The following is a 25,027-nucleotide window of genomic DNA, read 5'->3' on the forward strand; positions in this document are numbered from 1 at the left end:
TAACAACGTTAAGATGCAGACTCATGTGTAAGCGCTTGCATTGCATTGAAAATAAAATTATAATTATTAGGACTGCAGGGCATCATAACTTAGTATGTATAAATTCTCAAGTGGAGGCATTGTATATGAAAATACAGGGGCAGGAAAGGCATGGTTACAGGAAACTGGGGCTGAAAACAAATACCATACCTTTTAAAATGTGTGAAAGCAGCGGGTTATTAAACGATATTGACGAGACTTTCGTGGAAGAGGTCCAGCAGTATTGGGAAAAGAACTACGGTCGAAGGGTTGATCCCACACTTAATATTGCTCTTTTGAACCTTACAGGTGAAAAAAATGTAAAAATAGTACCCAACCAGATCATGAGACGGGAAATCCTGCCTTTTTTGAATGATTACGATATGGCTCCGAGTTATGTGGATAAAAATCTCTACGATATTTTCATAAATCCCCCGAGATCTGCTGAGACAGTAATAAAAAACATTAAAGGGCATTACTTTGATGAGGATAACAAAAGTATCGACATCGAAACGGCAGAAAAAAAATTAAAAGGTGCAGAAACTGATCTTATCGTTAAACCAAGCAGAACGAACAACGGGAAGAAGATTAAAAAACTTGGATTCAAAAATGGAAAGTTATATTTAAATGGAAAAGCGGTGAAAGTTCAGAGGATTGAGAGGATATACAAAAAAGACTTTATCATTCAAAAAGCGATAAAACAGCATGAAGTAATGGCTCTTCCCCACCCATCCTCAGTCAACACGTTAAGAATGTACACGATGCGGTGGAACAATGAGGTCTTCTATATTTCTTCTTTGGCAAGGTACGGCATCGATAATGACGTGAAGGATAATATGGGTGCAGGAGGTCTGTGTCTTGGGATTAAGGATTCGGGTGAATTTTATGATGTCGCATTGGATGACAGGATGCAGACTTATACCCACCATCCGACAACAGGTGTTTGCTTTGCAGATCTTGAGCCGCTGCCGGATTTTGAAGGGATAAAACAATTTTCTGTTGACTGCCATAAAAATATTCTTCACCTTAATTATATCTCTTGGGATATTGCCATACGAGAAGATGGCAAGCCTGTTTTTATAGAATCGAATTTTACAGGTCCGCTCTGGATCGGTCAGCTGATCACCCGAAAACCTGCATTAGGGGAGCACACGGAAGAAGTACTCCAATATGTGAGGGAAAAGATGGATACGACTGCGCCGGTATTGATGCGTAAGGACAGGAGAAGGGAAGCACAAAAAGAAATCAAAAATCTTGAAGAGCGAAACAAAGAACTACAGAAGCATCTGGAGCAGAAAGAAGCTGAAATCAAACGTTTGAGGAACAGTAAAAGATGGCGCTACGCTTCCAGGATAAGTAGCCTCATCACTTTTTATAAGAAATAAAGAACCGATTAGTATAAAAAGGTGAAAAAAAGAGCCGGATAATCCGGCTCCGTCTATCTGAACAGAAAGGTGATAATTTTTTTCAATGACCTGAGCTGAAGCATACTAAAAGTAGAGGGATTAAATCAAGTTATTTCTTTCTGAAAAAGGATGTGTATTTCCATGATTTACTGTTTTTTATTCTCCTTAGTTCACTTTCCAACACTTTTATCTCATTTTTCATATTCATAAAGTCTTTGGTATCATTGCGACTTTTGGCTAATAGTTTATCATATTCATTTGCTAAGTCTTGATATTCTTCTTCTAATTGCTGGTGAGAAGCTTTTAATTTTTCATAGTTTTTAGTTAAAGTTTTCTTCCTTTGCTCTAATCGCTCATATTTCTTCTTCAGTGGTCTATCTGATCGTATCTCAACATTTCTAAGCGATGGAGAACTTTCTGAGGCAATAACGTGCTGAAATATTTCTTCAGTTAATTCCCCAAAAATCGGCCTCTCTAAAGCAAGTTGGTTTAAAATGGTCCCTCCAAAAAAATTGACCTCTATAAATGTAGGTTTTCCATCTACACCTATCACGATATCCCAAGAAAGGTAATCATGGTGAAGAATCTTTTCATGTAAATCTCTCACAGTCTGTTTGAATAATTCGTAATTTGGAATACGGCCTAATTCACTGAGCTCTACGTCAGTAGTTGGGTGTGCGTACACCTTTTCATAATTACTTACTCCAAATGGTTTGAAATGACCATCATCTTCAACACCAACTATGAGTCCTCCTTGTTGAGCATTGTCTTTTACATCATTACCAACTCCGAATCTCGCAAAAGTATATAAATTATGAATTTTGTTATTCCACCTTAAAGTCACCATTCTTAAGGTATTAACTGAACTAGGGTGAATTTTTTTCATCATACTGTGTTGTTCAACAACTCTTTGTATTAAAAAGTTGTTTCCATATTCACTTTCTATCTGATTGAAAGTCAAAGGAATGCCTTTTCTATTTATTGAGTCATTTTCTATATCTAATTTTGAGATACCGTGACCGTTTGCCGTATCGCTGCCTTTGAGTATATACTCCTTACTATCATTTAAAACTATATCTTCAGCCTCTTTCCTCGTGATATGACGAGTCTGGTTGGCATAATATTGGCCACGGACCCTTTTAATCACTGTGTGTGCTTGTCTATATTCCGGAAAGAGGATATCATAGCTATTTTTATCAGCATAAGCATCTATCATCCCACGGTCGTTAAAATGAGGTAATAATACTTCTCGAAGTATATTGCGGGGAACGATTCTGATGTCTTTTTTACCTGTGAAATTTGAAAAAACTATGTGGGACAAAGGGTCAATAGTTCGGTTCAGGTGTGTTTTATAAAATGCTTGTACCTCTTCAAGGTGGTCTTTATCTACAATTTCTAAAAGACCCTTCTGTTTATATCTTTTAAAAGCTCTCGATGTAGCATTTACGCCTAATTTTTTAAATTGATCTTTATTATTCAAATCAACTTTTTTCTCAGTTAGTAATTTACTCATGAGTATGAATCCTTTCTAAACCATAATTTATTTAAGCAAATATTTTAAAGTTAATAAGTAATGAGGGCAATCTCACTTCATTTTTTACGGAGTTACCTTAACTAAACTCAAGGGGGGAGCAGCACTCAAAACGTACTTCAACTTTTTTCTGTCAATATTATTATATAGTAATTTATATAGGAATTAATATGAAGAGCAATTGTATTTAATTCTCGTTTCTCTTTGTTATAACTATATGTAGGAAAGTGAGTACGAATTATGGAAAAAAGAAGGTGAATTAAATATAAATAGATGAAGCCGGAATGTTCCAGCTTCACCTTTCATCATATAAACCAGATTTTCTAAAATATTATTTTCCTGGCTAATATATATACATAACATATTTGTCAGATTCCGGAGGAGTTACGCTTGATTTCCTGAAACTTCATAAACCTCATGATACGGCTTCTCCTTCAAAACGCCTATCTCGCGGTCGAGTCCTTTCTCGGTACCGCGTTTTTTATGTGCGTGTGAATAGGCCTCCGAATTCTGCCAGTTCCTGAAGGCCTCCTCTGACGTCCATTGTGTGACGACGATGTATGTATCGCCATGAAGTGGCTTCGAGACTTTGATTGCCCGGAAGCCTTCTTCATTTTCAATACGTTTTGGACGGTTTAAAAATCTCGCTTCAAACTTCTCGCGCCCTTCCGGTTTTACAGGGATGCAGTTCAGGACGATGACGCCGCTGTTTTCAAGGCTGCCGTTCTGGTCGATGACTTCATATTCTTCGCCACCGATTTTAATATTTGTCCCATTTTCCTTTAATTCAATGTTTTTCCCGCTTTCCGGGTGTTTCATCATGATTTCCATCAAGCCATACCTCCATCTTTATTAAAAAATTCTAGCAGAATTCACAGTGCCAAGCTGAATTAATCGTTCATTTCACCAAAATGGTCTTTCAGCGATTCATATCTGAAGTCGAAGATTTCTTCGAGCCGCTTCTCCACCACCGCGTTGTGGACGGCGCGGCCGATGATCTGGAAAGGGAGGATGTAATTCACTGTATCAATCATTTCCACACCGCCCTCAATTTCACGGAAATGGTGCTGGTGATGCCAGAATTTGAACGGGCCGAAGCGCTGTTCATCGACGAAATACTTCCCCTCCTTAACATGTGTGATCTCGGTGATCCACTTGACGGGAAACTTGGGGAAGGGTTCGATATTGTACTGGATGATCATACCGGCGTACATGCCTGGAAAATCATTACCAATCATCTTGAAGGGCATATCTCCCGGGGTGATTTCTTCAAGCTTTTGCGGGTTGGAGAAGAACTCCCATGCTTCCTCCGGGGCGACTGGCAATTTTTGATACCGTGTCAAAGTGTACATTTTCATATTAGTATACTCCTTCTTCAAATTCACTTCCATAATATCATAGCGCCGGCGACGGGGCTTATGCCGGAGCATTCTTGTCATGAAGCTTTGTGTAATGATTCCCCTCCGTTCATATATTGAAACGCGCGGAGGGGTGGTATGTTATTCATTATATGCAAAAGCAGGGAAACACGGGCAAAATATAAAAAGCATAGTGAAACAAGTCATTTTTTCCGTCCCTGCTGAAAAACATTCTTTGAAATGTCCACCTGGAGCTGAAAGACAATATCAAATATTATCTACCTTACTGTCCTGTCCAATTCGACAGGAGGTCATAAGCTGGGCCGGAATATACGGATGCTTGGAAAGGACAGGACGAAGATGGTGATTGCCTGACGACGAAACATTTGACATCAATTTTACAGGAACTGTCTTAAATCCCCCTTAACTGAATATTACAGTCACAGGCCGGAACGACTAGGATTCGTTGTAGATGTATAAGTTTGAGCTCCCGTAAAAGGGGTCCATCCCTCTCAACCGCCGAAGTAGAAAGAATTAAGGAAAAGCATTAGTCTGTGATTATAGATTAATGCTTATTATTTCATTATTCGCATGAAACATAAGGTGGATCAGAGAAATCCATCATTTACATATATAGAAAAATTGATAAAATTTATTCATTGAATGATAAGAAAAATTTGGAAGGGAGAGTCAGTTATCAATACAATCATTAAAGTATTATCAGTGGCCCTGGTAATCACAGTCATCGGGGCGGTCATCTTCATTGGTTTTCTCTCCACGTCCGATGAGACGAACAGGGAAATTGCTGAAAGTTTCGAAGAAGACGTGCAGTCGCCGTCTCCTGAAATCAGGGAGGAAATCTACGATATGATGCACCGCATGTCCCACCAGAAAGTCAGGGCGGAGGATAAATGGGGGCATCTGAAAATCACTGAAGATCGTATAGAGGAAGTCATCAGCCTTTTGGAACAGTACAATGTCGCTGACCGGACCTTCTATCATGAAGCGATGCTGGATTGGCGCGATGGTGATTTCTCCAATGCCGTGGAGGTACATAACCGGATCGCCCAGCCTGATAATGGTACTGTGCAGGGGCAGGCCTATGGCCTGCTTTCAAAACAGGAAGAAGCGGATTACATTGAGAGGCATTTCGAGGAAACCGATGATATACCGAGGGAAGAAGACCCGGGTTATCAGGACCGGACAACATATTGACGGAGTTTCAAATCTACAAGTTAAACCCCCTCCCCGCATACGGCAGTCCAACTGCAGGCGGGGAGGGGTTATTTATTAATCAATATTTTTTAGGCATCCGTCACCTGCTCACCAATCGGCGCTTCTACTTTCTTCCTTGATTTCAGGTAGTCCATATCACCGATATGATAGATGAAGTTCAAGATGATGGCGGTCAGGCTGCCCATGACGATGCCGCTTTCGGTGATCACCTTCAGGTTTTCAGGGACGATTGCGAACATTTCAGGTACAACCGTCACACCGAGGCCCATGCCGACGGAGACGGCAACGATCATCAAATTCCTCTGATCGCTGAAATCCACGCGGCTGAGCATCTTGATGCCGTAGGCAATCACCATGCCGAACATTGCGAGCATCGCACCGCCGAGGACGGATGTCGGGATGGCGATCGTCACTGCACCGATTTTAGGAACGAGCCCGAGCAGGATGAGCATACCGCCTGCGATATAAATGATCTGATTGCTCTTCACACCGGACAGCTGGATCAGCCCAACATTCTGTGAATATGTCGTATAAGGGAATGCATTCACCAGTCCACCGAGTATGATCGCAATACCTTCTGCACGGTAGCCTCTCTTCAAATCATCTGCTCCGACCTTTTTCTCAGTGATGTCGCCGAGCGCAAAGTAGACGCCGGTCGCTTCGATCAGCCCGACCGTCACCACGAGCATCATCGTAAGGATGGGGACGAGGTGGAACTCGGGTGTGCCGAAATAAAAGACCTGCGGCAGATGGAGCCAGGAAGCATCACCGACTGCACTGAAGTCGACCATGCCCATGAATCCTGCCACCACGGTGCCGATGATGATGCCTGAAAGTATCGAAATCGATTTGATGAAACCTTTACCGAAACGGAACAGGATCAGTATAACCGCGAGTGTACCGAAGCCGAGCATAAGGTTGGTCATCGAGCCGTAATCTGCACTGCCCTGACCGCCGGCGATATCATTCATCGCGACCGGCACGAGGGTGACACCGATAATGAGGACAACAGCGCCCGTGACGACCGGCGGGAAGAGCCTCACCAATTTGCTGAAGAATGAACCGATCAGGATGACGAAGAGGCCTGCGGTGATGATCGCCCCGTAAATTGCCGGTATGCCGTATGTGTTGCCGATGGCGATCATCGGACCGACTGCAGTGAATGTACAGCCGAGCACGACAGGGAGGCCGATGCCTGAAAATTTCTTTTTCCATACCTGGAGGATCGTCGCGACGCCGCACATCATGATATCGATGGCAATCAGATAGGTGAGCTGTGCGGCAGTCAGCCCAAGGGCGCTGCCGACGAGAAGCGGCACGACGACCGCACCCGCATACATTGCCAACACATGCTGGAAACCGAGTGACATTTGTTTCATCCTGGACAGCTGCATCAGTTCCGGACCTCATCCATGAATTTGATTTCCCCGGCCCCGAGCGAGGCGATGCGTGCGAGGGACTCCACATGATGACCCGCTTCCCGCAATTCTTTTCCGCCTTTTTGAAAGGATTTTTCAATGACGATGCCGACGCCTGCGACTGCAGCACCGGCTTTTGTGACGATATGTATTAAAGCATTCGCCGCTTCCCCATTTGCGAGGAAGTCATCGATGATGAGCACATTGTCTCCCGGCTGGATGAACTTTTCTGCGACCGCGATATTGTTCGTCTCCTGCTTTGTATAGGAGTAGACATCCGCCGTCAGAAGACCATCGGTCAATGTGAGGGATTTCCTCTTTCTTGCGAAGATGACAGGCACCCCCAGTTCAAGTCCCGTCATGACGCTCGGGGCGATGCCGGAAGATTCCAGCGTCAGGATTTTATCGATTTTAACCCCTTCGAACCGCGTTTTGAATTCTTTCCCGATCTCCACCATAAGCACCGGGTCGATCTGATGGTTCAAAAACTGATCCACCTTCAAAACCGTTTCCGATAAAGCCGTACCGTCTTTAATGATTCTGTCCTTCAGTAATTCCACAATGACACCTCATTCATATATTTAAAAACACCCGGAGCGTTTCATCATGAGATGAGTACACTCCGGGTGCAGACAGACCACGGCAGTTACCCACCCATAGTCGGGAACTTTAAGGCTTCCCGGTAGAAACTTGCAGACCATATTACTGCGATTATATGAGCGACTTTTTATTTTAATGATATTCATATTAACACAAAACACGAACTTATCAAGGCCATTCAGTGTCAATATTCCATGAAATAACGGTTTCATTTTAGAAAAAAAGTATAACTTTCGTGTTTAGGATGAATATCATTTATAATTTAAAGTGAATATGATCGACCGGAGGAAGATACTATGATTAAGGCAATGAAGGATTTTTTTGCAAAATCGTTTCAGTTCAGGGGCAGAGCGACAAGGAAGGATTACTGGATACCCACCGTTTCAATGTTTCTGTTGACTGTGCTGATCCGTCTTCTAAAGATGCCGCGCAGATGGGAGGATATCATGGGCATCATTTCCATCCTGCCTTCACTCAGCCTGACGTCGAGGCGCTACCAGGACGCAGGCGTCTCCGGATGGTTCCAGCTGCCGCAGCTGCTGTCGTTCCTGCTGCTGCCGCTGATCTTCATGGACTTCATGAAAAAATGGATGAAAGCTGTAATCATTACAATCGTGGCCCTGCTCAACATGGCGGGCTTCATACTCACAGTGCTGCCGGGTGATAAGGACCACGATAATGGTGGAGAGGTCCGGTAATCATATTGGAGATGAAGTATAAGAGTGACTGATATACCTGCCGTCAATAAAAAACCGTACATCGCCTGGGCGGGGCACCTGATGTACGGCTTTTGCATGTCATGTTGTAAAGCTGATCAGAAAATCTGCAGCAGCAGTATACCTGCAACGATGATGGACACGGCGATGATGCGCCTTGCATCTATCGGCTGCTTCGGCAGTTTGAAGAGGCCGAAATGGTCGATCAAAAGCCCCATGATGATCTGGCCGAAGATTGCGGACATCATCGTCAGCGTCACCCCGAGATGCGGCATCAGAAGGATGTTCATCCCGATATACGCCGCCCCGAGCACCCCGCCTGCAAAGTGCCAGGGTTTGAGTGAAGCGCCGTCTACCTTGAATTGTAATGACAGTCTGCGGTGGACGGTGAGCGCGATGAAGAAAAGGGCCGTCGTCCCGACCAGGAACGAGATGAATGCGGCGAACAGCGTCGAGTCTATTTCCCGGCTGAGTGCACTATTCACCGCCGTCTGCATCGGCGGCAGCATGCCGGTGGCGAGTCCGAGCAGCAGCCATGCGCGTGAGTGCCTTCGTCCGACGCCGAGCCTTTTATTGATGTTCATATAGATGATGCCGGCAATCAGCAGCATCACGCCTGCAAGGTGCATCGGGTGGAACGGCTGGGGCACGGCCTCGAACCATCCGAAAGTATCGATCATGATGCCGATGATCATCTGACCCGTGACGGTGACGATCACCGTTAGCGCCGCACCGATCCGCGGCAGCAGCACGATGTTCGCCGTCAGGAAAACGACGCCCATCAGTCCACCGACGAACCATATGTATGAATAGTCCTGTGCACCGAAGAACGACGCGGAAAACTTGCCGGTGTTCAATACAATGTTCACGGCGAATAAAGCGAGCGTCCCCATAAGAAAAGAATAGAAGGAAGTGACGAACACGGCTTTTGAGAATCTGGAGAGTTCACCGTTGATGGAAGTCTGCAGCGGAACGGCCATGCCGCCGATGACACCGAGCAATATAAGGAAGTACACGGCATTGCCTGCTTTCTTTGTATGATAATGATAGTTTATCGGAGGGATTCGTTTATGGCAACAATGTAAACTGCAGACACTGCAAGTTGAGAATGGGAATCAAATTCAGTAATATAGTAAAGTAACGGAATGATACTGATTTTAGGAGAGATACCAATGAATGTTTCAGATGCAATCAGGACAAGAAGAAGTGTGAAGCTCTTTAAGGATACCGAGCCTCTGGACAGGGAAACTGTCGAAAGTCTGATTGAAGCGGCCACATGGGCGCCGAACCATTATTTCACGGAGCCGTGGAAATTCTTCGTCGTGCAGGGCGAAGGCAGGGAGCAGCTGTCGGATGTCATGAGGAAATGGGCCACTGCCAAAGCGGATGACCCGGGATCGCCGGAGGCGGAAAAACGCATCATGAAGGTTGCGGCGAAACCCATGCTGGCGCCGACGATCATCATCGTCGTCCTTTCCAGGGATCTGGACAATAAAAAAGCCGTCTACACGGAGGATGTATGTGCAGTGGCGGCTGCCGTACAGAACCTCCTCCTCGAAGCGCACAGCAAGGGCATCGGTGCCATCTGGAAGAGCGGGGCGGCATATCATGCGGAACCGGTCAAGGATTTCTTCAAGCTGCGCCAGGATGAGGAGATACTGGGTGCGGTGTTCCTGGGTGAATCGGATATGAGGAAAGATGTCAAAGTCAAAAGGATTCCGCACCGCGAGAAGACTGAATGGATCACGGGTGAGAATCAGTAATGAGGAAAATAATCGCAACCGTCTTATTTTTCATAGGCACAGTGATAATGCTCGGCACGATGACCATCACTCCTGAAGCCTGGATCATCCCGTCCTATATCGGGGTGGCGTTGTTGTTCATCGTCGGCATGTATATGAGCTATACTGCCGAACTCTAATGAAAACGGGGATTAAAACGTGAAGAATATATTTCAAACTTTACTCGAACGCAGCCGTCTGATCGTCATTTTGATATTCACCATCGCGCTGATGGGCATCTATACCTTCCTGACGATCGAAAACAGGGAAATACCCGAAATTGAAGTGAATGTCATCAACATCACCACACCTTGGCCGGGTGCGGACAGGGCCGACGTCGAAACAAACATCACCAACGTCATAGAAGGTGACATTTTCGGGATTGAGGGATTGGAAAGTGTCTCATCCGTTTCCCAGGATGATGTATCAGTGGTCACCCTGGAACTTACGGATGATGCCGATCCGGATCAGGTGGAGAATGACATCAACAACCTGCTTGGACAGGTGGGCGGCGATCTGCCCGAAAATGCCGCACAGTCCCAGGTGGACAGTGTAAGCAACGCATTCCCGCTCATCAGCTACATATTCCAAAGTGAGAACGGGGACGGACTCGACGGGCTGAGGAGCCAGGTGGAGGACCTTGCTCTCGACGTCACCCAGATGGAGGGCGTCAACAATGTCACGGTCAAAGGTTATGATGACCAGACGGTCAACATCAACCTGGACCGGGAGGCATTGGAGGAGGAGCAGATCACACCGGATGAAATCATCCAGGAAATCGATCAGTCATTCACCCCGGTCGTGCTGGGCACCCGGGTGGAGGATGAGCAGAATATACGATTGAGCTTCCAGGACACCGCCCCGCTTGAGACGTTTGAAAACATCAGGGTGGGTGAGGCGGATACGCTGCTCACCGATATTGCGGAAATCGAACGCGTCCCGGATGAAAGGGAGGACATCGTCGAACATATGGGGGAAGAGGCGGTTTCATTCACGGTCTTCCTGAGCCCCGGCGAAGATGTGCCTTCGACTTCTGAGGATGTCGAAGCAGTGGTGGAGCAGCATACGGATCAATTTGACGACAACATCTCCATCTCGGTGATTTCATCCGAGCGTGAAAACGTCGAAGATATCTTTGAAGGGCTGTATATTTCCCTTCTGATTGCCCTCATCGCGGTGATCATCGGTACGTCACTCGGACTGTCGTTCATCGGCTCTGCAGTCGTCATGACCACAGTGGTGCTCTCCATCCTGATCGGCCTCATACCGGTGCCGTGGATGGGTGTCGACCTGAACCAGATATCCGTCATCGGACTGATCATAGCGCTCGGCATACTGGTCGATGATTCGATCGTGGTCAATGACAACATCGAACGCCGGCTCGTCAATGGTGACAGCAAGAGTGACGCAATGTATAACGGTGTCAGGGAAGTGGCGCCTTCAGTCATCGCATCAACGATTGCGATCGTGCTCGCCTTCTCGCCGCTCCTGCTCCTTTCAGGGGCGAACGGGGAGTTCATACGTGCACTGCCGAGCATACTGATCACGACGATAATCGTTTCAACGGTACTGGCACTCGTACTCGTGCCTGCACTGAGATATCTCGCACCTGTCAGGAAGGTGCCGGAAGATGCGGGCGTTTTCGGCAAGACATTCACCAGATTATCCGGCTGGTATGCAGACAAGCTGGTGCCGAAATTCATAAAGCGCCCGGTGATCACCTTCATCATCGTTCTAATCATCAGCACCCTGTCACTCGGGCTGTTCAGATTCACACCGTTCGAGTTCTTCCCGGAAGCGGATCGTTCGGAAGTGACGGTCGATATCATCTATGAAAATGGCCAGACGATCGAGGAGACGCACGAACGTGCGAATGATGTGGTCGATTATCTGGATGAGACTGTGGATAACCTCGAAGGGGTCACGATATTCACAGGAGACGGCCTGCCGAACCTTTTCGGTGCTTCCCTGGATCAGTCGGGCAGCCATACGGCACAGCTTGCACTGTATATCGATAAAGAACAGATGAGCGCATCACAAGTCATCGACACTTATGAGGAGGAATTGAGGGAGGCGTTCCCTGAAGCCGACATCTTCATGGAGACGATCGTACAGGGGCCGCCTGAAGGTGCACCTGTGACGCTCGACCTATCCAATGATGACCTGGGTGTGCTTGAAGCCGACCTCGAGACCATCCGCAGCACACTGGAAGGTGAAGGTGCGATAGTGACATCCAACCTCGGCCGGCCGGTGGATACGGTCACTTATTCGATCGATGAAGAGGCACTTGAAGATGCGGAACTGTCCATCTCCCAGGTGAAGAACGAACTGAATCTGCTGGGACAGGGTGTCCCTGTCCAGGAAATCATCGTCGATGATGAGCAGGTGCAGTCCAATATGAAATACGCAGATGAATTCACTCTGGAAGACATCGAAATCATCAAATTCTCGGGAGATCAGCCTGAAACATTCCCGCTTGAAGATTTCGTGTCAACGGACGATACGAATCAATACCAGGCCATCGCCCATGAAAATGGAGACCGTCAGGTGGCAATGGAAGTCTACAACCTTGAAGAAGAGCGGGTGGAGGAAATTGTGGACGGCCTGTCGCACAATCTCGCGGATAGTACCGGGACGGTGGTCGGCGGTGAAGCGACCGATCAGACGGACTTCTTTGTCGAAATCGGTGTTTTATTCGCAGTGATCGTCGTGCTGGTCTACCTGGTGATCGCATTCGAGTTCAACTCGCTCGTGCTGCCGCTCATCATCGTATTCAGCATCTTCCTCTCCATCAGCGGCGGATTCATCGGCCTGTTCGTCACCCAGACGCCGCTCTCATTCATGGGTGTGATGGGTATGGTCTCACTCGCCGGCATCGTCGTGAGGAACGCGGTCGTGCTGGTCGACTTCATCGAGGCTAGAAGGAAGGATGACAGTATGGACATCAATGAAGCGATCATTGAAAGCGGCCGTGCAAGACTGAGGCCGATCATCCTGACGACCATCACCACGATCATCGCCCTGTTGCCGATTGCACTCGGCGGCGATGCATTGTTCGAACCGCTTGCGGTGACGATCATTGCAGGTATCGCGTTCTCATCGATACTGTCACTGATCGTGACACCGAGTCTGTACATGATCTACTACAGGCTGAAATATAAAAACTGACAGATGAGCCGCCTCCATCGGGAGGCGGCTTTTATTTGTTCATAAAGATGTAAATAATATATATGTTTAAGATCCCGCTTTGATATATATTGGAAATATAGAGGAGTGAGCGGAATGAAACCCAATATTAAAATACCTGACTTTAATGAAGTGCCCTTCATAGTGATATGGGAACTGACACGTGCGTGTGAACTGCACTGCCTGCACTGCCGGGCGGAAGCGCAGACGACGCGGAATCCATATGAATTGTCGACGGCCGAAGGGAAGGCGCTGATCGATGACATCGCTGATATGGAATATCCGATGCTGGTCTTCACCGGCGGGGATCCGCTGATGCGCGAAGATGTCTTTGAGCTTGCGGAATACGCCGTGGAGAAGGGTGTCCGGGTGTCGATGACGCCGAGTGCGACGCCGAACGTCACGAAAGCCGCCATGCAGAGGGCGAAGGATGTGGGCCTCAGCCGCTGGGCGTTCAGCCTGGACGGCCATAATAAACAGATTCACGATCATTTCAGGGGGACGGAAGGCAGTTTCGATTTGACGATGCAGGCAATCCGGTATTTGAATGAACTCGGAATGCCGCTGCAGATCAACACCGTAATATCAAACTACAATATCGAGTATCTTGAAGAGATGAAGGCGATGGTCGAGGAGTTGAACTGCGTGCTCTGGAGTGTGTTCTTCCTGGTGCCGACGGGACGCGGGAAGAATGAGGATATGATCACCCCGGCCCAGCATGAGCAGGTGTTCAGATGGCTGAACAAGATCAAGGATGAGGTGCCGTTCGACATCAAGACGACGGCAGCACAGCACTACCGCCGCGTCGTCATCCAGGATCAGATGAGGAAGAATGAAGATCCGGATGCACAGATCCGTTATATGGATGCACTCAGCGCGGGGAAGACGGGGACGATAGACGGGCTCGGACGGGCACCGAAGGGCGTCAATGACGGCAACGGCTTCGTCTTCATCTCGCATATCGGGCATGTCTATCCGAGCGGGCTGCTGCCGGTGAACTGCGGCAACGTGCGTGTCGATAAATTATCGAAAATCTACAGGGAATCACCGGTTCTCAAGGACCTCAGGAACCCCGACAAGTTCAAGGGGAAATGCGGCGTATGTGAATTCAGGCATGTATGCGGCGGTTCGAGGTCAAGGGCGTATGCAGCGACGGGCGACTATATGGAAAGCGAACCATACTGCGTCTATATTCCGAAAGCATGGCGGAAGAAAAAACAGCATGTGCCACAGAGCTGATTGTATACCCCGGGAGGCCCCCGGCCGCCGGGTTTTATTTTCAGAAAATATATTTGTAAGCGGATACAAAAAGATTGTAACTGTAAGATTTATCGGATAAAATTGAGTCATATCATACAAAGGGGTGTAGTGAATGGCATTTGAATTTCCGAACAAAGATAATGCTCAGTACAGGATCAAGGACAAGTACCAGAACTTCATAGGGGGAGAATGGGTCGATCCGGTGGATGGCGAGTTTTTCGACAATAAATCACCGGTGATCGGCCAGGTCGTATCACAGGTGCCGCGTTCAAAGCAGGCGGATGTGGACAATGCAGTCAAGGCGGCGCATAAGGCCCAGGAGTCATGGGGGAAGACTTCACCGGCCGAGAGAAGCATGGTGTTATTGAAGATTGCAGATAAAGTGGAGGCGCACCTGGAGGAGCTTGCGGTGCTCGAGACATTCGAGAACGGCAAGGCGGTGCGGGAGACGATGAATGCGGACCTGCCGCTCGTCGTGGACCATTACAGATATTTTGCCGGGGTCATCCGTGCCCAGGAAGGCGGCATCTCGCAGCTGGACGAAGACACCGTCGCTTATCATTTCCATGAGCCGCTCGGTGTCGTCGGACAAATCATCCCGTGGAACTTCCCGCTGCTCATGGCAGCCTGGAAACTGGCACCGGCACTGGCTGCGGGCAACTCCATCGTGCTGAAGCCGGCGGAGCAGACACCGACGACGATCCTTCATTTCGCGGAACTCATCCAGGATATCGTGCCGCCCGGCGTCCTCAACATCGTGAACGGCTTCGGTGCGGAAGCGGGGCAGGCACTCGCGACGCATCAGGACATCAATAAAATTGCCTTCACGGGTGAGACGACGACCGGACGGATCATCATGCAGAATGCGAGCCAGAACATCATTCCGGTGACGCTCGAGCTCGGCGGCAAATCGCCGAACATCTTTGCAAAAGATGTGATGGACGAAGATGACGGCTATCTGGATAAAGCGATTGAAGGGCTTGTCATGTTTGCATTGAATCAGGGTGAAGTGTGTACATGTCCGTCACGTGCGCTGATTCATGAAGACATTTATGATGCGTTCATGGAAAGGGTCATCAAGCGTGTCGAAGAGATCAAAGTCGGCAACCCGCTAGATGAACATACGATGATGGGTGCACAGACGTCCCAGGAGCAGAAAGAGAAGATCACGTCCTACCTCGATATCGGCAAGAAGGAGGGTGCTGAGATCCTGACTGGCGGCAATGTCAAGGAGATGGACGGCGACCTCGGGGAAGGCTATTACATCGAGCCGACGATCTTCAAGGGCAACAATAAGATGAGGATCTTCCAGGAGGAGATTTTCGGACCGGTGCTTGCGGTCGCAACGTATAAGGATGATGAGGAAGCGCTCGAGATTGCGAACGACACGATGTACGGACTGGGTGCAGGTGTCTGGACGAGATCTCAGAACAGGGCGTACCGTTTCGGACGGGCGATTCAGGCAGGACGTGTATGGGTGAACACTTACCATGATTACCCGGCGCATGCTGCATTTGGCGGATACAAAATGAGTGGCATCGGCAGGGAGAACCACTTGATGATGCTGGCTCATTACCAGCAGACGAAGAACCTGCTCATCAGCTACGGAGAGTCACCTAAGGGATTTTTCTAAATGACAACTGATAATAAATCAGTCGATGCAACACAATCCGCCAAGGATCTGATCAAAGAGTTGAAGGAAGAACACGGCGAACTCGTCTTCCACCAGTCCGGGGGATGCTGTGACGGATCGAGTCCGATGTGCCTGAAGAAGGATATGATCATCATCGGTCCTGCTGATGTGAAGCTCGGGGAAATCGAAGGTGTTGAATTCTACATGCACCGACAGCAATACGAATACTGGAAACACACCAAGCTCACAGTTGATGTCGTTGAAGGCAACGGCGGCATGTTCAGTGTGGAGGGGCCGAGAGGCGTCAGATTCCACATCAGAAGCGAACCGAAATGATTCACAATGAAAACCTGCAGCGCCTTTTATTGAAAAGGGCTGCAGGTTTTATTTTTTGGGCTAACTTCCGCTCGTTTTGGTGACGAGGAGGTGTTAAAAGTTTATCGGATGCTCGTTTTGGTGACGAGGGGATGTTAAAAGCCTATCGGATGCTCGTTTTGGTGACGAGGTGGTGTTAAACGTCCATCGCCTGCTCGTTTCGTAAACGAATGGGTGTTAAACGTCCAAAGCAGTTTATTAATACAGCGGTACGTCAAAATGATCCAGTACGAATTTTGGAACGAAGTATCTGCCGGTCTTCCTCGGGTCGACCACCTGGTTGATCTGCGTATGCCCGGTCAGGCTCATGAGTTTTGCCATTTCATCCAGAGATTTGCCCGTATACGGCTGCAGGAATCTGATCATCTCTTTGACACTCTGATCCACCGCGATATTCAGGTCCGCGTCGGAGACATTCATGAACGCGCCTTCGTCGTTGACCAGCAGCGGGTGTGAGATGTCGATGTCTTCAACGACTTCGAGTTTTACGGTGACTTCCGATTCGACTTCGAGGCCGGAGACCCCGATTTCGCCGTCTCCCATGGCACCATGCACATCACCGAGTCCGAACAGCCCGCCTTCGTGGAAGGCCGGTAAATACAATACGGCACCTTCAGTGATTTTAATCGAGTCCATATTACCGCCATGTGCGCCGGGCGTCCCGTTGTTCACAGGATCATTTTCCGGTGCGACACCGATGACGCCGATCATTTTATTGACCGGGATTTCAACGCCGTCGAAATCGACGGTATTCTTCTCCTTATCAATCGGCAGGATTCTTCTTGTCATCTCAGTCAATTCATCCCCCATGACACCTGAATTCGGCCCTGTGACGACGATACCCTGGTCCCCGATTTCAATTTTATCGATTGTCACCTTCAATGCGTTGCCCGGTTTGAGGCCGTTGACATATACGGGGCCGGTCGCCGGGTTGATTTCATCCCAGTTCAGTCTTGTGGAAGTATCGTCTTCGGAAGTGATCTGGCCGGTGAAGCAGTCATGCGCTTCCAGTGTGACAGTGTCACCGGAATCCACATACATCGCAGGTGCGTTGTTCTTGTCCATTGCATAAAACTTTTTGTCTCTGCTTAAATTATGATGCATCATTACCCTCCGTCATATAAAATCAAGTTTAATTCCGTGTATATAGGATACCCTTAAAATAAGAATATTTACAGTTTTTAGAATGATATCTGTATACTCAAGATTAAAGGGGTATTTACTCACAGGCAGATGATACTTTCGTTTATACATACTACAAACTCAGGGAGCGGTGTTAAAGATGTCCGGCGTATTCGTTTACCTCACCATATTCATATTGGGGGCAATCCCTTTATTCGAAGCGACATTCGTCGTACCGATTGCGATCCTTGGCGGAGCGAACTTATTTCTGTCCCTGGCGGCAGGAATTTCCGGGAACTTCCTCACCATCATACTGGTCGTCATATTCAGTGAGAAAGTGAAGGACTGGTTCATGAAGGACAAGGCATCCAGGAGAAACCAGCGGGCTGAAGGGATATGGAAAAAGTTCGGCTTCCACGGTTTCGTGTTACTGGGGCCTATCCTCCTCAGCTCACATGTGTCCGCCATTGCGGCGGTGTCATTTGGTGCGACGAGGGCGAAGACGATAGCGTATGTCACTTTGAGCCTCATCATCTGGACACTGCCGCTTGCCATACTCGCCAATTACGGGGTGGATTTCCTCGGCCTTGAGGATATGCAGTTTTTGAGAAGATATTTGGATTCATGATGGGGTGTTTATCTGATTAAGTCTTTCTGAAATAAAGAGATGATCGATTCCGGCCTCCGGCTCCTGTCCACATCCAACATAATGAAGTTTCAATCGGTACACCCCTCATAATACCCGACAAAAAAGAGGCCGCAAAAGCGGCCTCTTCATTTTTTATTCAGGAAATGAAACATTCTCAAGTCTGATGATGCCGACCGGATCGAGTTCCACACCTTCAACGAGTGTGTCGTTCACCCCGATGCCGAGTTCACCGTAGTAGAGCGGTGCGATCGGCAGGTCTTCAACCAAAATTTCCTGTGCTTCTGCATATGCTTCTTCACGTTCCCCTTCATCGCCTGCCTGTCTGCCTGCTTCGAGCAGTTCATCAAGTTCGGTGTTGGAGTAGTTCCAGCGGTTGCCCGAGCCGTCCTGGCTGTCTGTGTGGAACATCGGGTACAGGCCGTAATCCGCATCACCCGTCACGGTGATCCACTGCAGCATGAACATATCATGATCGCCCTGGTTTGCCATATCAAGGAAAGTGCCGAATTCGTACTGTTCAATTTCAAGGTTGATGTCGATTTCACTCAACGTATCCTGCATGAACAATGCGATATCCCTGTTCACTTCGGAATCGGACATCCAGATCGTTGCGTCAAAGCCGTCCGGATGGTCGGACTGTTCCATATATTCACGTGCCGTATCCAGGTCGTATTCCATCTCATCCTGTGAGTCATCATGAGCGAATACCGGCGGTGCAATATGCGTGGATGCAAGGATGCCGCGGCCGTCCAGCATATCATTGATGATGCTGTCACGGTCGATGGCGTGGGAAATTGCCTTCCTTACATTCTCATCATCAAAAGGTTCTTTTTCATAGTTGAATGCCAGGTAGGTCATGGCGAGGCCGTCCTGATCGATGATGTCGGTGTCCTCGTGGTCCCTGACACGCGGCATATTCTCGGCATCGACGTTGTCGTTGATGGCGATGCCGCTCGTTTCAAGTTCAGCAAGGCGCGACTGGTTTTCAGGGATGACCCTGTATGTCACTGTGTCGAAGTTGCGCGCCTCACCGTGGAAGTCCTCGAATCTTTCCAGGACGACGTTGTCCCCCGGATTTCTTTCAGAGAGCTGCAGGTGGTTGGTGCCGTCCGGGTTTTCAGCAATGACCTGACCCAGATCCCCGGAAATTGATTCAGACACTTCTTCAAAGTCATCTCCGCCTTCTTCCCTCAACTCATAATATTCTTCCAGTGACACATCAGAATCTGCACTGTCCAACGCATTTTGATAATCTTCGTCGATCACTTCCTTGCTCAAAATACCTGCGGTGTTGTGTGCCAGGTTACTGAGCAGCGGTGCAAATGGATACTCTGTATGTAGCAGTACCTCATGATCACCTGCGACTTCCACTTCCTCGACCATTTCAAACATGAATGCCACTGATGCACCTACACTCGGATCGAGCAGGCGGTCCAATGTCGCCTTGACATCTTCTGCGGTGAAGTCGGAGCCGTTATGGAAAGTGACGTCTTCCTTCAATTCGAAGCGCCATGTATTATCGTCGACCTGCTCCCATGCTGTTGCGAGGCCTTCCCCGATTTCCATCTCGGTATCCTGGCTGACCAAAGTGTCAAAAAGCTGTGTTCTGAGCTGTGCGGATGGAATGTCATTGGAGCCGTGCGGATCCATCGTGACCGGTTCGTTGATCAGGCCGATCGTCAAGTCTCCCCCTTGACCGCCTTCCTCCTCAACATCATCCGCTTCCACCTCTTCTTCCCCCAAATCATCGTCACCGTTGCATGCCGCCATCACGAGCATCATGATGAGCATGAACGGGACGAGCCAAAATTTCTTCTTCATCTTGTTTCCCCCTTGTTCGAATATAAATCAATTATACCGTATATGGAAACGCTTTACAAAATCATTTACGAATATTCAGTAAATTTATCGTAAAAAAACAGGAGCAATAAGTACTGCTCCTGTCATCGTGATGAGGGTCATTTTATATGGACTTTGAAATCACCATCGCTGAAAGAAACGATCTCGGTGATGTGCCTGTTGAAGATGCCGGTCTCGATCACACCGGGAATATTGATGAGCATGTTATGGAGTGCATCCAGGTCTGCGATGGCAGGGAGCCTGCAGTCCAGCGTATAGTTTCCATTGTCGGTGGTGGACAGTGAGCCGCCTTCCGTCCTTTCGGTTATTTCTGCCCGGGTAAGTCTCCTGATCTGGGTTTTGGTCAGTTCATGAAGGAAGGGGTTCACTTCGACGGGTATCCTGAGATTTTCAAAAGACGCCGTCTCTTTGTCACTCTTTGCAATGATGGTGATGTTTTCGGAAAAATAACCGATCTGCTTTTCCCTGAGCAGGGCACCGCCAAGCCCTTTTATGACATTAAGGGTCCTTGTGAAATAATCGGCGCCATCGATGGTCACCTCAATTTCAGAGACTTTGAGGGAAGTCGTCAATCCATGGTCTTTCAGAAGCTGCTCTGTTTTGATGGAAGTCGGGACGAAGGTGACATCCATCCGGTTTTCTTCAACGTGACGTCCCACGGCAGGGATATAGTTTTCAATCGTCGATCCGGATCCCATACCGATGACCGATCCGTCGGTGATCTTTTCATTCAGATAGTCATATACATTCTGCATTTTCCGGGCTCCTTCCATTGGAAGCTATACGTATGCCATCGAGTGCTTTGCGGCTGCGACGAAAGCGTGGAATATCTTTTTGGAAGGGTCGTCATTGAAGTAGGTTCCTTCCGGGTGCCACTGCAGACCGAGCACAAATTCATGCGTTGTGCTTTCCACAGCTTCAACCACACCGTCAGGGGAGGTGGCGGATATGATGAAATGGTCCGGCACTGCCTTGTTGGCCTGATGGTGGAACGTGTTGGTCCTGATTGCAGTTTCGCCCGTGATTTCATGGAGCAGGGAGCCTTCCTTTATGTTCACGGTGTGGGCCAGGTAATTTCTGGCAGCTTTCTGGCTGTGCTGGTTGAGATCTTCATCAATCTGGCTGTAGATGTCCTGGTACATCGTGCCGCCCTGCTGAATGTTCAGGATCTGGGCGCCCCGGCAGATGCCGAGCACCGGTATGCCTTTTTCCAAAGCATGTTCGATCAGGCTGCTTTCATACTCATCCCTGCCGGGCTCGATTTCACCGAGCGCCCTGTGGGGTTCTTCGTTGAAGAGGGCGGGTTCGATGTCGTTGCCGCCTGTCAGGAGCAGGGCATCGATGCTGTCGATCTGGGCTTCCACTTTATCGGGGTCCAGTGTTTTGGCAAGCACCATCGGTACGCCTTCCGTATCGTTGACGGCATCGATGTAGGTGGTGGGCAGTGTCAGACCTTTTTCCGAAATGAACGTGGTGATGCCGATGACTGGTTGTCGCATATTCATTCTCCTTTTATATGTATTTGAAGTAAAGGTTAGCATAATCTGGGAAAAGTATAAAAAAATAAGACCCGGAGGTCCTATTCCTTGCTCTTTTCAGCTGCTTTGATGAAAGCCTCGATGATTTTGCGTGATGGTTCATTGAACTCGAAAGCATCCTCAGGATGGAACTGGAGGCCCATCACGAAATCATGCTCCTTGCTCTCAATCGCTTCGATGACGCCGTCCGGCGCCACGGCCGAAACTTCATATGAAGCCCCGATGTCATGGTTGGCCTGATGATGGAAACTGTTGACGGACATTTCCGTCACGCCGGTGATTTCATGGAGCTTTGAACCTTCCATGATCTCTATTTTATGGTTGAGGAAATCCCTGTTGGACGTCTGCCTGTGCTGGATCAGTCCTTCACCGTACTCGTCATCCAGGTCCTGGTACATCGTGCCGCCGGCCACACTGTTCAAAAGCTGGCTGCCCCTGCAGATGCCGAGGATCGGTTTGTCCTTCTCGAGGCACCGGTGTATGAGTTCGAGTTCGTATTCATCCCGGCCGGCTTCAACTTTTTCAAGTTTGGGATGCGGGTTTTCACCATAAGTGGATGGATTGATGTCATTGCCTCCGGGGAGGAAAAGTGCATCAATATTTTCAACCTGGCCCCTGATGATGTCCTCATCCTCAATTTTCGGGAGCAACAGCGGGATGCCGCCCAATTTGGAAATGGCATAGATGAATGATGAGCGGAGTTCAAGGTGGTCGCCATCCACGACTTCCGTAGTGATTCCGATAACTGGTAATGTCATGTGTATCGCCTCTTTTAAAAGTGATTTGTACACCAAATAATACCCTTTATCAAGCTTTTTAATCCACCGGTCCGGCTAATTTTCGACGATGCCGCCATACGCAGGGATGCTGCCCTGTTCGTAACTGCCGAGGATATTGACATAAGCCCCTTTGCCCGTGATCTTATCCAGCGCTTTGCCGAGACCTGCCTCCTGGATCCCCTTTTCCACATCGATGAAGAAACCGTATGAAAAAGGCTTATTCTGGATCGGCCGCGACATGAGATACACAAGGTTCACGTCGTTTTCCTTGAAGATGCTGAGCAGTTCATTCAAAGAACCGGTGCTGTGATCCGTCTCGATGTAGAGGGATGTCTTGTCCTTGAACTCGGGGGAGCTGCCGTTCTTATTTTTGAAGAATAAAAACCGCGTCGTATTCAGCGGATTGTCACTGATGTTCTCCCGGATGACCGACATTCCGTACAGTTCCGCAGCATGGCTGCCTGCGATGGCTGCGATGCCCGTATCGGATGAATCCTTCACCATGCGGACGGCACCGGCGGTGTCGGGGTACTCCAGCACTTCTATGTTGGGATACTGGCTTAAATAGGTGTAGCACTGTTCAAGCGCTTCCGGGTGTGAGTAGACTTTCCTGATCTCCGGCATCTCTATTGGGTGCTTGGTGATCAGTGCATGGTCGATCTTCACATACACTTCGCTGATCGCCTCCATATCCAAATATTTCATCAGGTCGATCGTCCGTGTGATCGGCCCGCTTGTCGAGTTCTCGACAGGCAGTGCAATGTAGTCCACTTGTCTTTCCTGCAGGGCCTCGACCAGAAGCTTGAATGTCAGGTACCCTTTCGCCTCATAATCTTTCCCATCTGCAAAACTTTTACAGGCGACTGTCGAATAGCTGCCTTCAACGCCTTGATAGCCAATGATCATTTCCATCTCTCCTTATTGGACGCAAAGGTCCGTCTGCGTAAATATGTACCGGACATCGTCGGGCGCCCCGTCTTGTCCATTTTCTTTCATGGATAACATGATACCAAAAGCACCGGAGAGAGTCATCACACCGGTGATCAAATCTTTCAAATAATTGTGGCTGCCGGGCTGCCGGGTCATTGGAAAGGGAGGTTCACCAGGGTTTTTATTTGCATAAAACAGCGACTGTAAACGGTCGATATGATAATATGATTGAGAAAAGTTCCAATGGAAATCCTTTAAAATCTGGAGTGGTACAAATGACAAAGTTGAATATCGGCCTCCTTTACGGCGGCAGATCGACAGAGCATGAAGTTTCCATGCGTTCTGCCGAAAGCATTCTTGCAGTGCTTGATAAAAACAAGTATGACGTGGTTCTGATCCATATCACAAAAGACGGGGAATGGCGCCTTGCACCCGGCAGCGATGAGATCGCCGACCTGAATGACGATGAGTCGGCGAGGAAGCTGAGGGTGCAGCCGTCCGGGCAGCTTGAGGGCCTTGACGGCCGCATGCTCGATGTCATCATCCCTGTACTGCACGGGACGTTCGGTGAGGACGGTACGGTGCAGGGGCTGCTTGAACTGGCGGAAATCCCGTACGTCGGATGCAATGTCAGGAGTTCAGCGGTGTGCATGGACAAGGATATGACGAAGCGTCTGTTGAAATTGGAAGGCATCGATGTGGCGGATTCGGTCCTCTTCAAGCATCATGAAAAGGATGATGTGGATTTCACCGCCGTGGAGGAACAGCTCGGCCTGCCGATGTTCGTCAAGCCCGTGAATCAGGGGTCATCCGTCGGCGTCTCCAAAGTGACCGATGCGGGGAGCTTCCGTGAAGCGCTGGCACTCGCCTTCAAATATGATACGAAAGTGATGGTGGAGAGTGCGCTCGCCGGCCGGGAAATCGAAGTCTCCGTGCTCGGCAACTCGGATCTTTTCGTATCGGTGCCGGGTGAGATCATCCCGGATGATGGTTTTTATTCATATGATTCTAAGTATACGGATGAAAATGGCGCAGCGCTCGAGATACCGGCGAAGCTGGATGAGACTGATAAGCAAAATCTTCAGAAAGTGGCGCTGAAAACATTTGAGACGCTGGATTGCGAAGGCATGGCGCGGGTGGATATGTTCCTGCTGGAAGACGGTCGTATTTTCGTCAATGAAGTGAACACCTTCCCGGGCTTCACAAGCATCAGCATGTATCCGAAGCTGCTTGAGGCCTCGGGCGTGGAATATTCCGAACTCGTCGACCGCCTGATCACGCTCGCACTCGAGCGCCATGAGCTCGAAACCGGACTGACGACGGATTTCAGGTAGAGGTCGGCGGGTGAAGATGGGCATGAGAATAAAATCCGGACCGCGGCGTGAGCATCGGTGTTTCCGTCCGGATGCGGAGACAAAATCCGGACCGCGGCGTGAGCATCGGTGTTTCCGTCCGGGTCCGGAGACAAAATCCGGACCGCGGCGTGAGCATCGGCACTTCCGTCCGGATGCGGAGACAAAATCCGGACCGCGGCGTGAGCATCGGCACTTCCGTCCGGATCCGGGAACAAAATCCGGACCGCGGCGCGAGCATCGGCACTTCCGTCCGGATCCGGGAACAAAATCCGGACC

At 48.8% G+C, this 25,027-nt stretch carries 24 protein-coding genes and 1 riboswitch; of the genes, 12 read left to right on the plus strand and 12 right to left on the minus strand.

Features of this window, described 5'->3' with window-relative positions; translation table 11 throughout:
* The first annotated feature begins 125 nt into the window (after positions 1 to 125).
* Positions 126 to 1,403 carry a sugar-transfer associated ATP-grasp domain-containing protein gene (locus BUA12_RS08890; RefSeq protein WP_072710248.1) on the plus strand — a complete coding sequence of 426 codons (1,278 nt, stop codon included), beginning with the start codon at positions 126 to 128 and terminating at the stop codon, positions 1,401 to 1,403.
* A 130-nt stretch (positions 1,404 to 1,533) separates the two neighbouring features.
* Here the strand turns inward: BUA12_RS08890 and BUA12_RS08895 are convergent, their stop codons facing one another.
* From BUA12_RS08895 to BUA12_RS08905, 3 genes are all read right to left on the minus strand, one after another.
* Positions 1,534 to 2,937, minus strand: coding sequence for a sugar-transfer associated ATP-grasp domain-containing protein (locus tag BUA12_RS08895; protein ID WP_072710249.1), 1,404 nt, complete (start codon positions 2,935 to 2,937; stop codon positions 1,534 to 1,536).
* A gap of 402 nt (positions 2,938 to 3,339) precedes the next feature.
* Positions 3,340 to 3,786 carry an antibiotic biosynthesis monooxygenase family protein gene (locus tag BUA12_RS08900; RefSeq protein WP_072710250.1) on the minus strand — a complete coding sequence of 149 codons (447 nt, stop codon included), beginning with the start codon at positions 3,784 to 3,786 and terminating at the stop codon, positions 3,340 to 3,342.
* Positions 3,787 to 3,845: 59 nt separating this feature from the next.
* Positions 3,846 to 4,313 carry an SRPBCC family protein gene (locus BUA12_RS08905; RefSeq protein ID WP_072710251.1) on the minus strand — a complete coding sequence of 156 codons (468 nt, stop codon included), beginning with the start codon at positions 4,311 to 4,313 and terminating at the stop codon, positions 3,846 to 3,848.
* Between the two features lie 723 nt (positions 4,314 to 5,036).
* Between BUA12_RS08905 and BUA12_RS08910 the strand changes: the two genes are divergently transcribed.
* Entirely contained in the window at positions 5,037 to 5,528 is a 492-nt protein-coding gene (locus BUA12_RS08910; protein WP_072710252.1) for a DUF6241 domain-containing protein, read from the plus strand.
* Between the two features lie 89 nt (positions 5,529 to 5,617).
* Here BUA12_RS08910 and BUA12_RS08915 read toward each other — a convergent pair whose 3' ends face one another.
* Positions 5,618 to 6,943 carry a nucleobase:cation symporter-2 family protein gene (locus BUA12_RS08915; RefSeq protein WP_072710253.1) on the minus strand — a complete coding sequence of 442 codons (1,326 nt, stop codon included), beginning with the start codon at positions 6,941 to 6,943 and terminating at the stop codon, positions 5,618 to 5,620.
* Positions 6,943 to 7,527 (minus strand): xanthine phosphoribosyltransferase, encoded by a 585-nt coding sequence (locus BUA12_RS08920; protein ID WP_072710254.1) that lies wholly within the window; start codon positions 7,525 to 7,527, stop codon positions 6,943 to 6,945. Before BUA12_RS08920 ends, BUA12_RS08915 begins: the two co-directional genes overlap by 1 nt.
* 77 nt (positions 7,528 to 7,604) lie before the next feature.
* Positions 7,605 to 7,706: riboswitch (purine riboswitch) on the minus strand.
* 157 nt (positions 7,707 to 7,863) lie between these two features.
* On the opposite strand from BUA12_RS08920, the gene BUA12_RS08925 reads away from it, so the two are divergent.
* Complete coding sequence (locus BUA12_RS08925; RefSeq protein ID WP_072710255.1) at positions 7,864 to 8,265, plus strand: DUF805 domain-containing protein; 402 nt, start codon at positions 7,864 to 7,866, stop codon at positions 8,263 to 8,265.
* Between the two features lie 116 nt (positions 8,266 to 8,381).
* On the opposite strand, the gene BUA12_RS08930 is transcribed toward BUA12_RS08925, so the two are convergent.
* Positions 8,382 to 9,299, minus strand: a complete 918-nt coding sequence (locus BUA12_RS08930; RefSeq protein WP_072710256.1) for a DMT family transporter — start codon at positions 9,297 to 9,299, stop codon at positions 8,382 to 8,384.
* Positions 9,300 to 9,455: 156 nt separating this feature from the next.
* On the opposite strand from BUA12_RS08930, the gene BUA12_RS08935 reads away from it, so the two are divergent.
* The 6 genes from BUA12_RS08935 (at position 9,456) to BUA12_RS08955 (ending at position 16,479) form a co-directional block, all read left to right on the plus strand.
* Complete coding sequence (locus BUA12_RS08935; RefSeq protein WP_072710257.1) at positions 9,456 to 10,046, plus strand: nitroreductase family protein; 591 nt, start codon at positions 9,456 to 9,458, stop codon at positions 10,044 to 10,046.
* Positions 10,046 to 10,204: a hypothetical protein gene (locus BUA12_RS13080; protein WP_178138256.1), complete on the plus strand. Its 159-nt coding sequence runs from the start codon at positions 10,046 to 10,048 to the stop codon at positions 10,202 to 10,204. Before BUA12_RS08935 ends, BUA12_RS13080 begins: the two co-directional genes overlap by 1 nt.
* A gap of 19 nt (positions 10,205 to 10,223) precedes the next feature.
* Positions 10,224 to 13,232: an efflux RND transporter permease subunit gene (locus tag BUA12_RS08940; RefSeq protein WP_072710258.1), complete on the plus strand. Its 3,009-nt coding sequence runs from the start codon at positions 10,224 to 10,226 to the stop codon at positions 13,230 to 13,232.
* 114 nt (positions 13,233 to 13,346) lie between these two features.
* On the plus strand, positions 13,347 to 14,489 hold the full coding sequence (locus BUA12_RS08945; RefSeq protein ID WP_072710259.1) for a TIGR04053 family radical SAM/SPASM domain-containing protein: 1,143 nt from the start codon (positions 13,347 to 13,349) through the stop codon (positions 14,487 to 14,489).
* A 133-nt stretch (positions 14,490 to 14,622) separates the two neighbouring features.
* Positions 14,623 to 16,143 carry an acetaldehyde dehydrogenase ExaC gene (gene exaC, locus BUA12_RS08950; protein ID WP_072710260.1) on the plus strand — a complete coding sequence of 507 codons (1,521 nt, stop codon included), beginning with the start codon at positions 14,623 to 14,625 and terminating at the stop codon, positions 16,141 to 16,143.
* Positions 16,144 to 16,479, plus strand: coding sequence for a DUF779 domain-containing protein (locus BUA12_RS08955; protein ID WP_072710261.1), 336 nt, complete (start codon positions 16,144 to 16,146; stop codon positions 16,477 to 16,479).
* A 237-nt stretch (positions 16,480 to 16,716) separates the two neighbouring features.
* On the opposite strand, the gene BUA12_RS08960 is transcribed toward BUA12_RS08955, so the two are convergent.
* Positions 16,717 to 17,622, minus strand: a complete 906-nt coding sequence (locus tag BUA12_RS08960; RefSeq protein WP_072710262.1) for an acetamidase/formamidase family protein — start codon at positions 17,620 to 17,622, stop codon at positions 16,717 to 16,719.
* A gap of 178 nt (positions 17,623 to 17,800) precedes the next feature.
* On the opposite strand from BUA12_RS08960, the gene BUA12_RS08965 reads away from it, so the two are divergent.
* On the plus strand, positions 17,801 to 18,268 hold the full coding sequence (locus tag BUA12_RS08965) for a small multi-drug export protein (protein ID WP_072710263.1): 468 nt from the start codon (positions 17,801 to 17,803) through the stop codon (positions 18,266 to 18,268).
* A 153-nt stretch (positions 18,269 to 18,421) separates the two neighbouring features.
* Here BUA12_RS08965 and BUA12_RS08970 read toward each other — a convergent pair whose 3' ends face one another.
* The 5 genes from BUA12_RS08970 to BUA12_RS08990 form a co-directional block, all read right to left on the minus strand.
* A complete protein-coding gene (locus tag BUA12_RS08970; RefSeq protein ID WP_072710264.1) occupies positions 18,422 to 20,110 on the minus strand; it encodes an ABC transporter substrate-binding protein in 1,689 nt (562 codons plus the stop codon).
* A 137-nt stretch (positions 20,111 to 20,247) separates the two neighbouring features.
* Entirely contained in the window at positions 20,248 to 20,904 is a 657-nt protein-coding gene (rpiA, locus tag BUA12_RS08975; RefSeq protein WP_072710265.1) for a ribose 5-phosphate isomerase A, read from the minus strand.
* A gap of 24 nt (positions 20,905 to 20,928) precedes the next feature.
* A complete protein-coding gene (locus BUA12_RS08980) occupies positions 20,929 to 21,648 on the minus strand; it encodes a gamma-glutamyl-gamma-aminobutyrate hydrolase family protein (RefSeq protein ID WP_072710266.1) in 720 nt (239 codons plus the stop codon).
* Between the two features lie 80 nt (positions 21,649 to 21,728).
* Positions 21,729 to 22,445: a gamma-glutamyl-gamma-aminobutyrate hydrolase family protein gene (locus BUA12_RS08985; RefSeq protein ID WP_072710267.1), complete on the minus strand. Its 717-nt coding sequence runs from the start codon at positions 22,443 to 22,445 to the stop codon at positions 21,729 to 21,731.
* Positions 22,446 to 22,520: 75 nt separating this feature from the next.
* Entirely contained in the window at positions 22,521 to 23,372 is an 852-nt protein-coding gene (locus BUA12_RS08990) for a prephenate dehydratase (RefSeq protein WP_072710268.1), read from the minus strand.
* A 299-nt stretch (positions 23,373 to 23,671) separates the two neighbouring features.
* On the opposite strand from BUA12_RS08990, the gene BUA12_RS09000 reads away from it, so the two are divergent.
* Entirely contained in the window at positions 23,672 to 24,730 is a 1,059-nt protein-coding gene (locus tag BUA12_RS09000) for a D-alanine--D-alanine ligase family protein (RefSeq protein ID WP_072710270.1), read from the plus strand.
* Between the two features lie 71 nt (positions 24,731 to 24,801).
* A partial coding sequence (locus tag BUA12_RS09005) for a hypothetical protein (RefSeq protein ID WP_143146121.1) occupies positions 24,802 to 25,027 on the plus strand: 226 nt, incomplete at its 3' end.

Source organism: Lacicoccus alkaliphilus DSM 16010 (genome assembly GCF_900142805.1).
In the GTDB taxonomy this organism is placed as follows: Bacteria; Bacillota; Bacilli; order Staphylococcales; family Salinicoccaceae; genus Lacicoccus; species Lacicoccus alkaliphilus.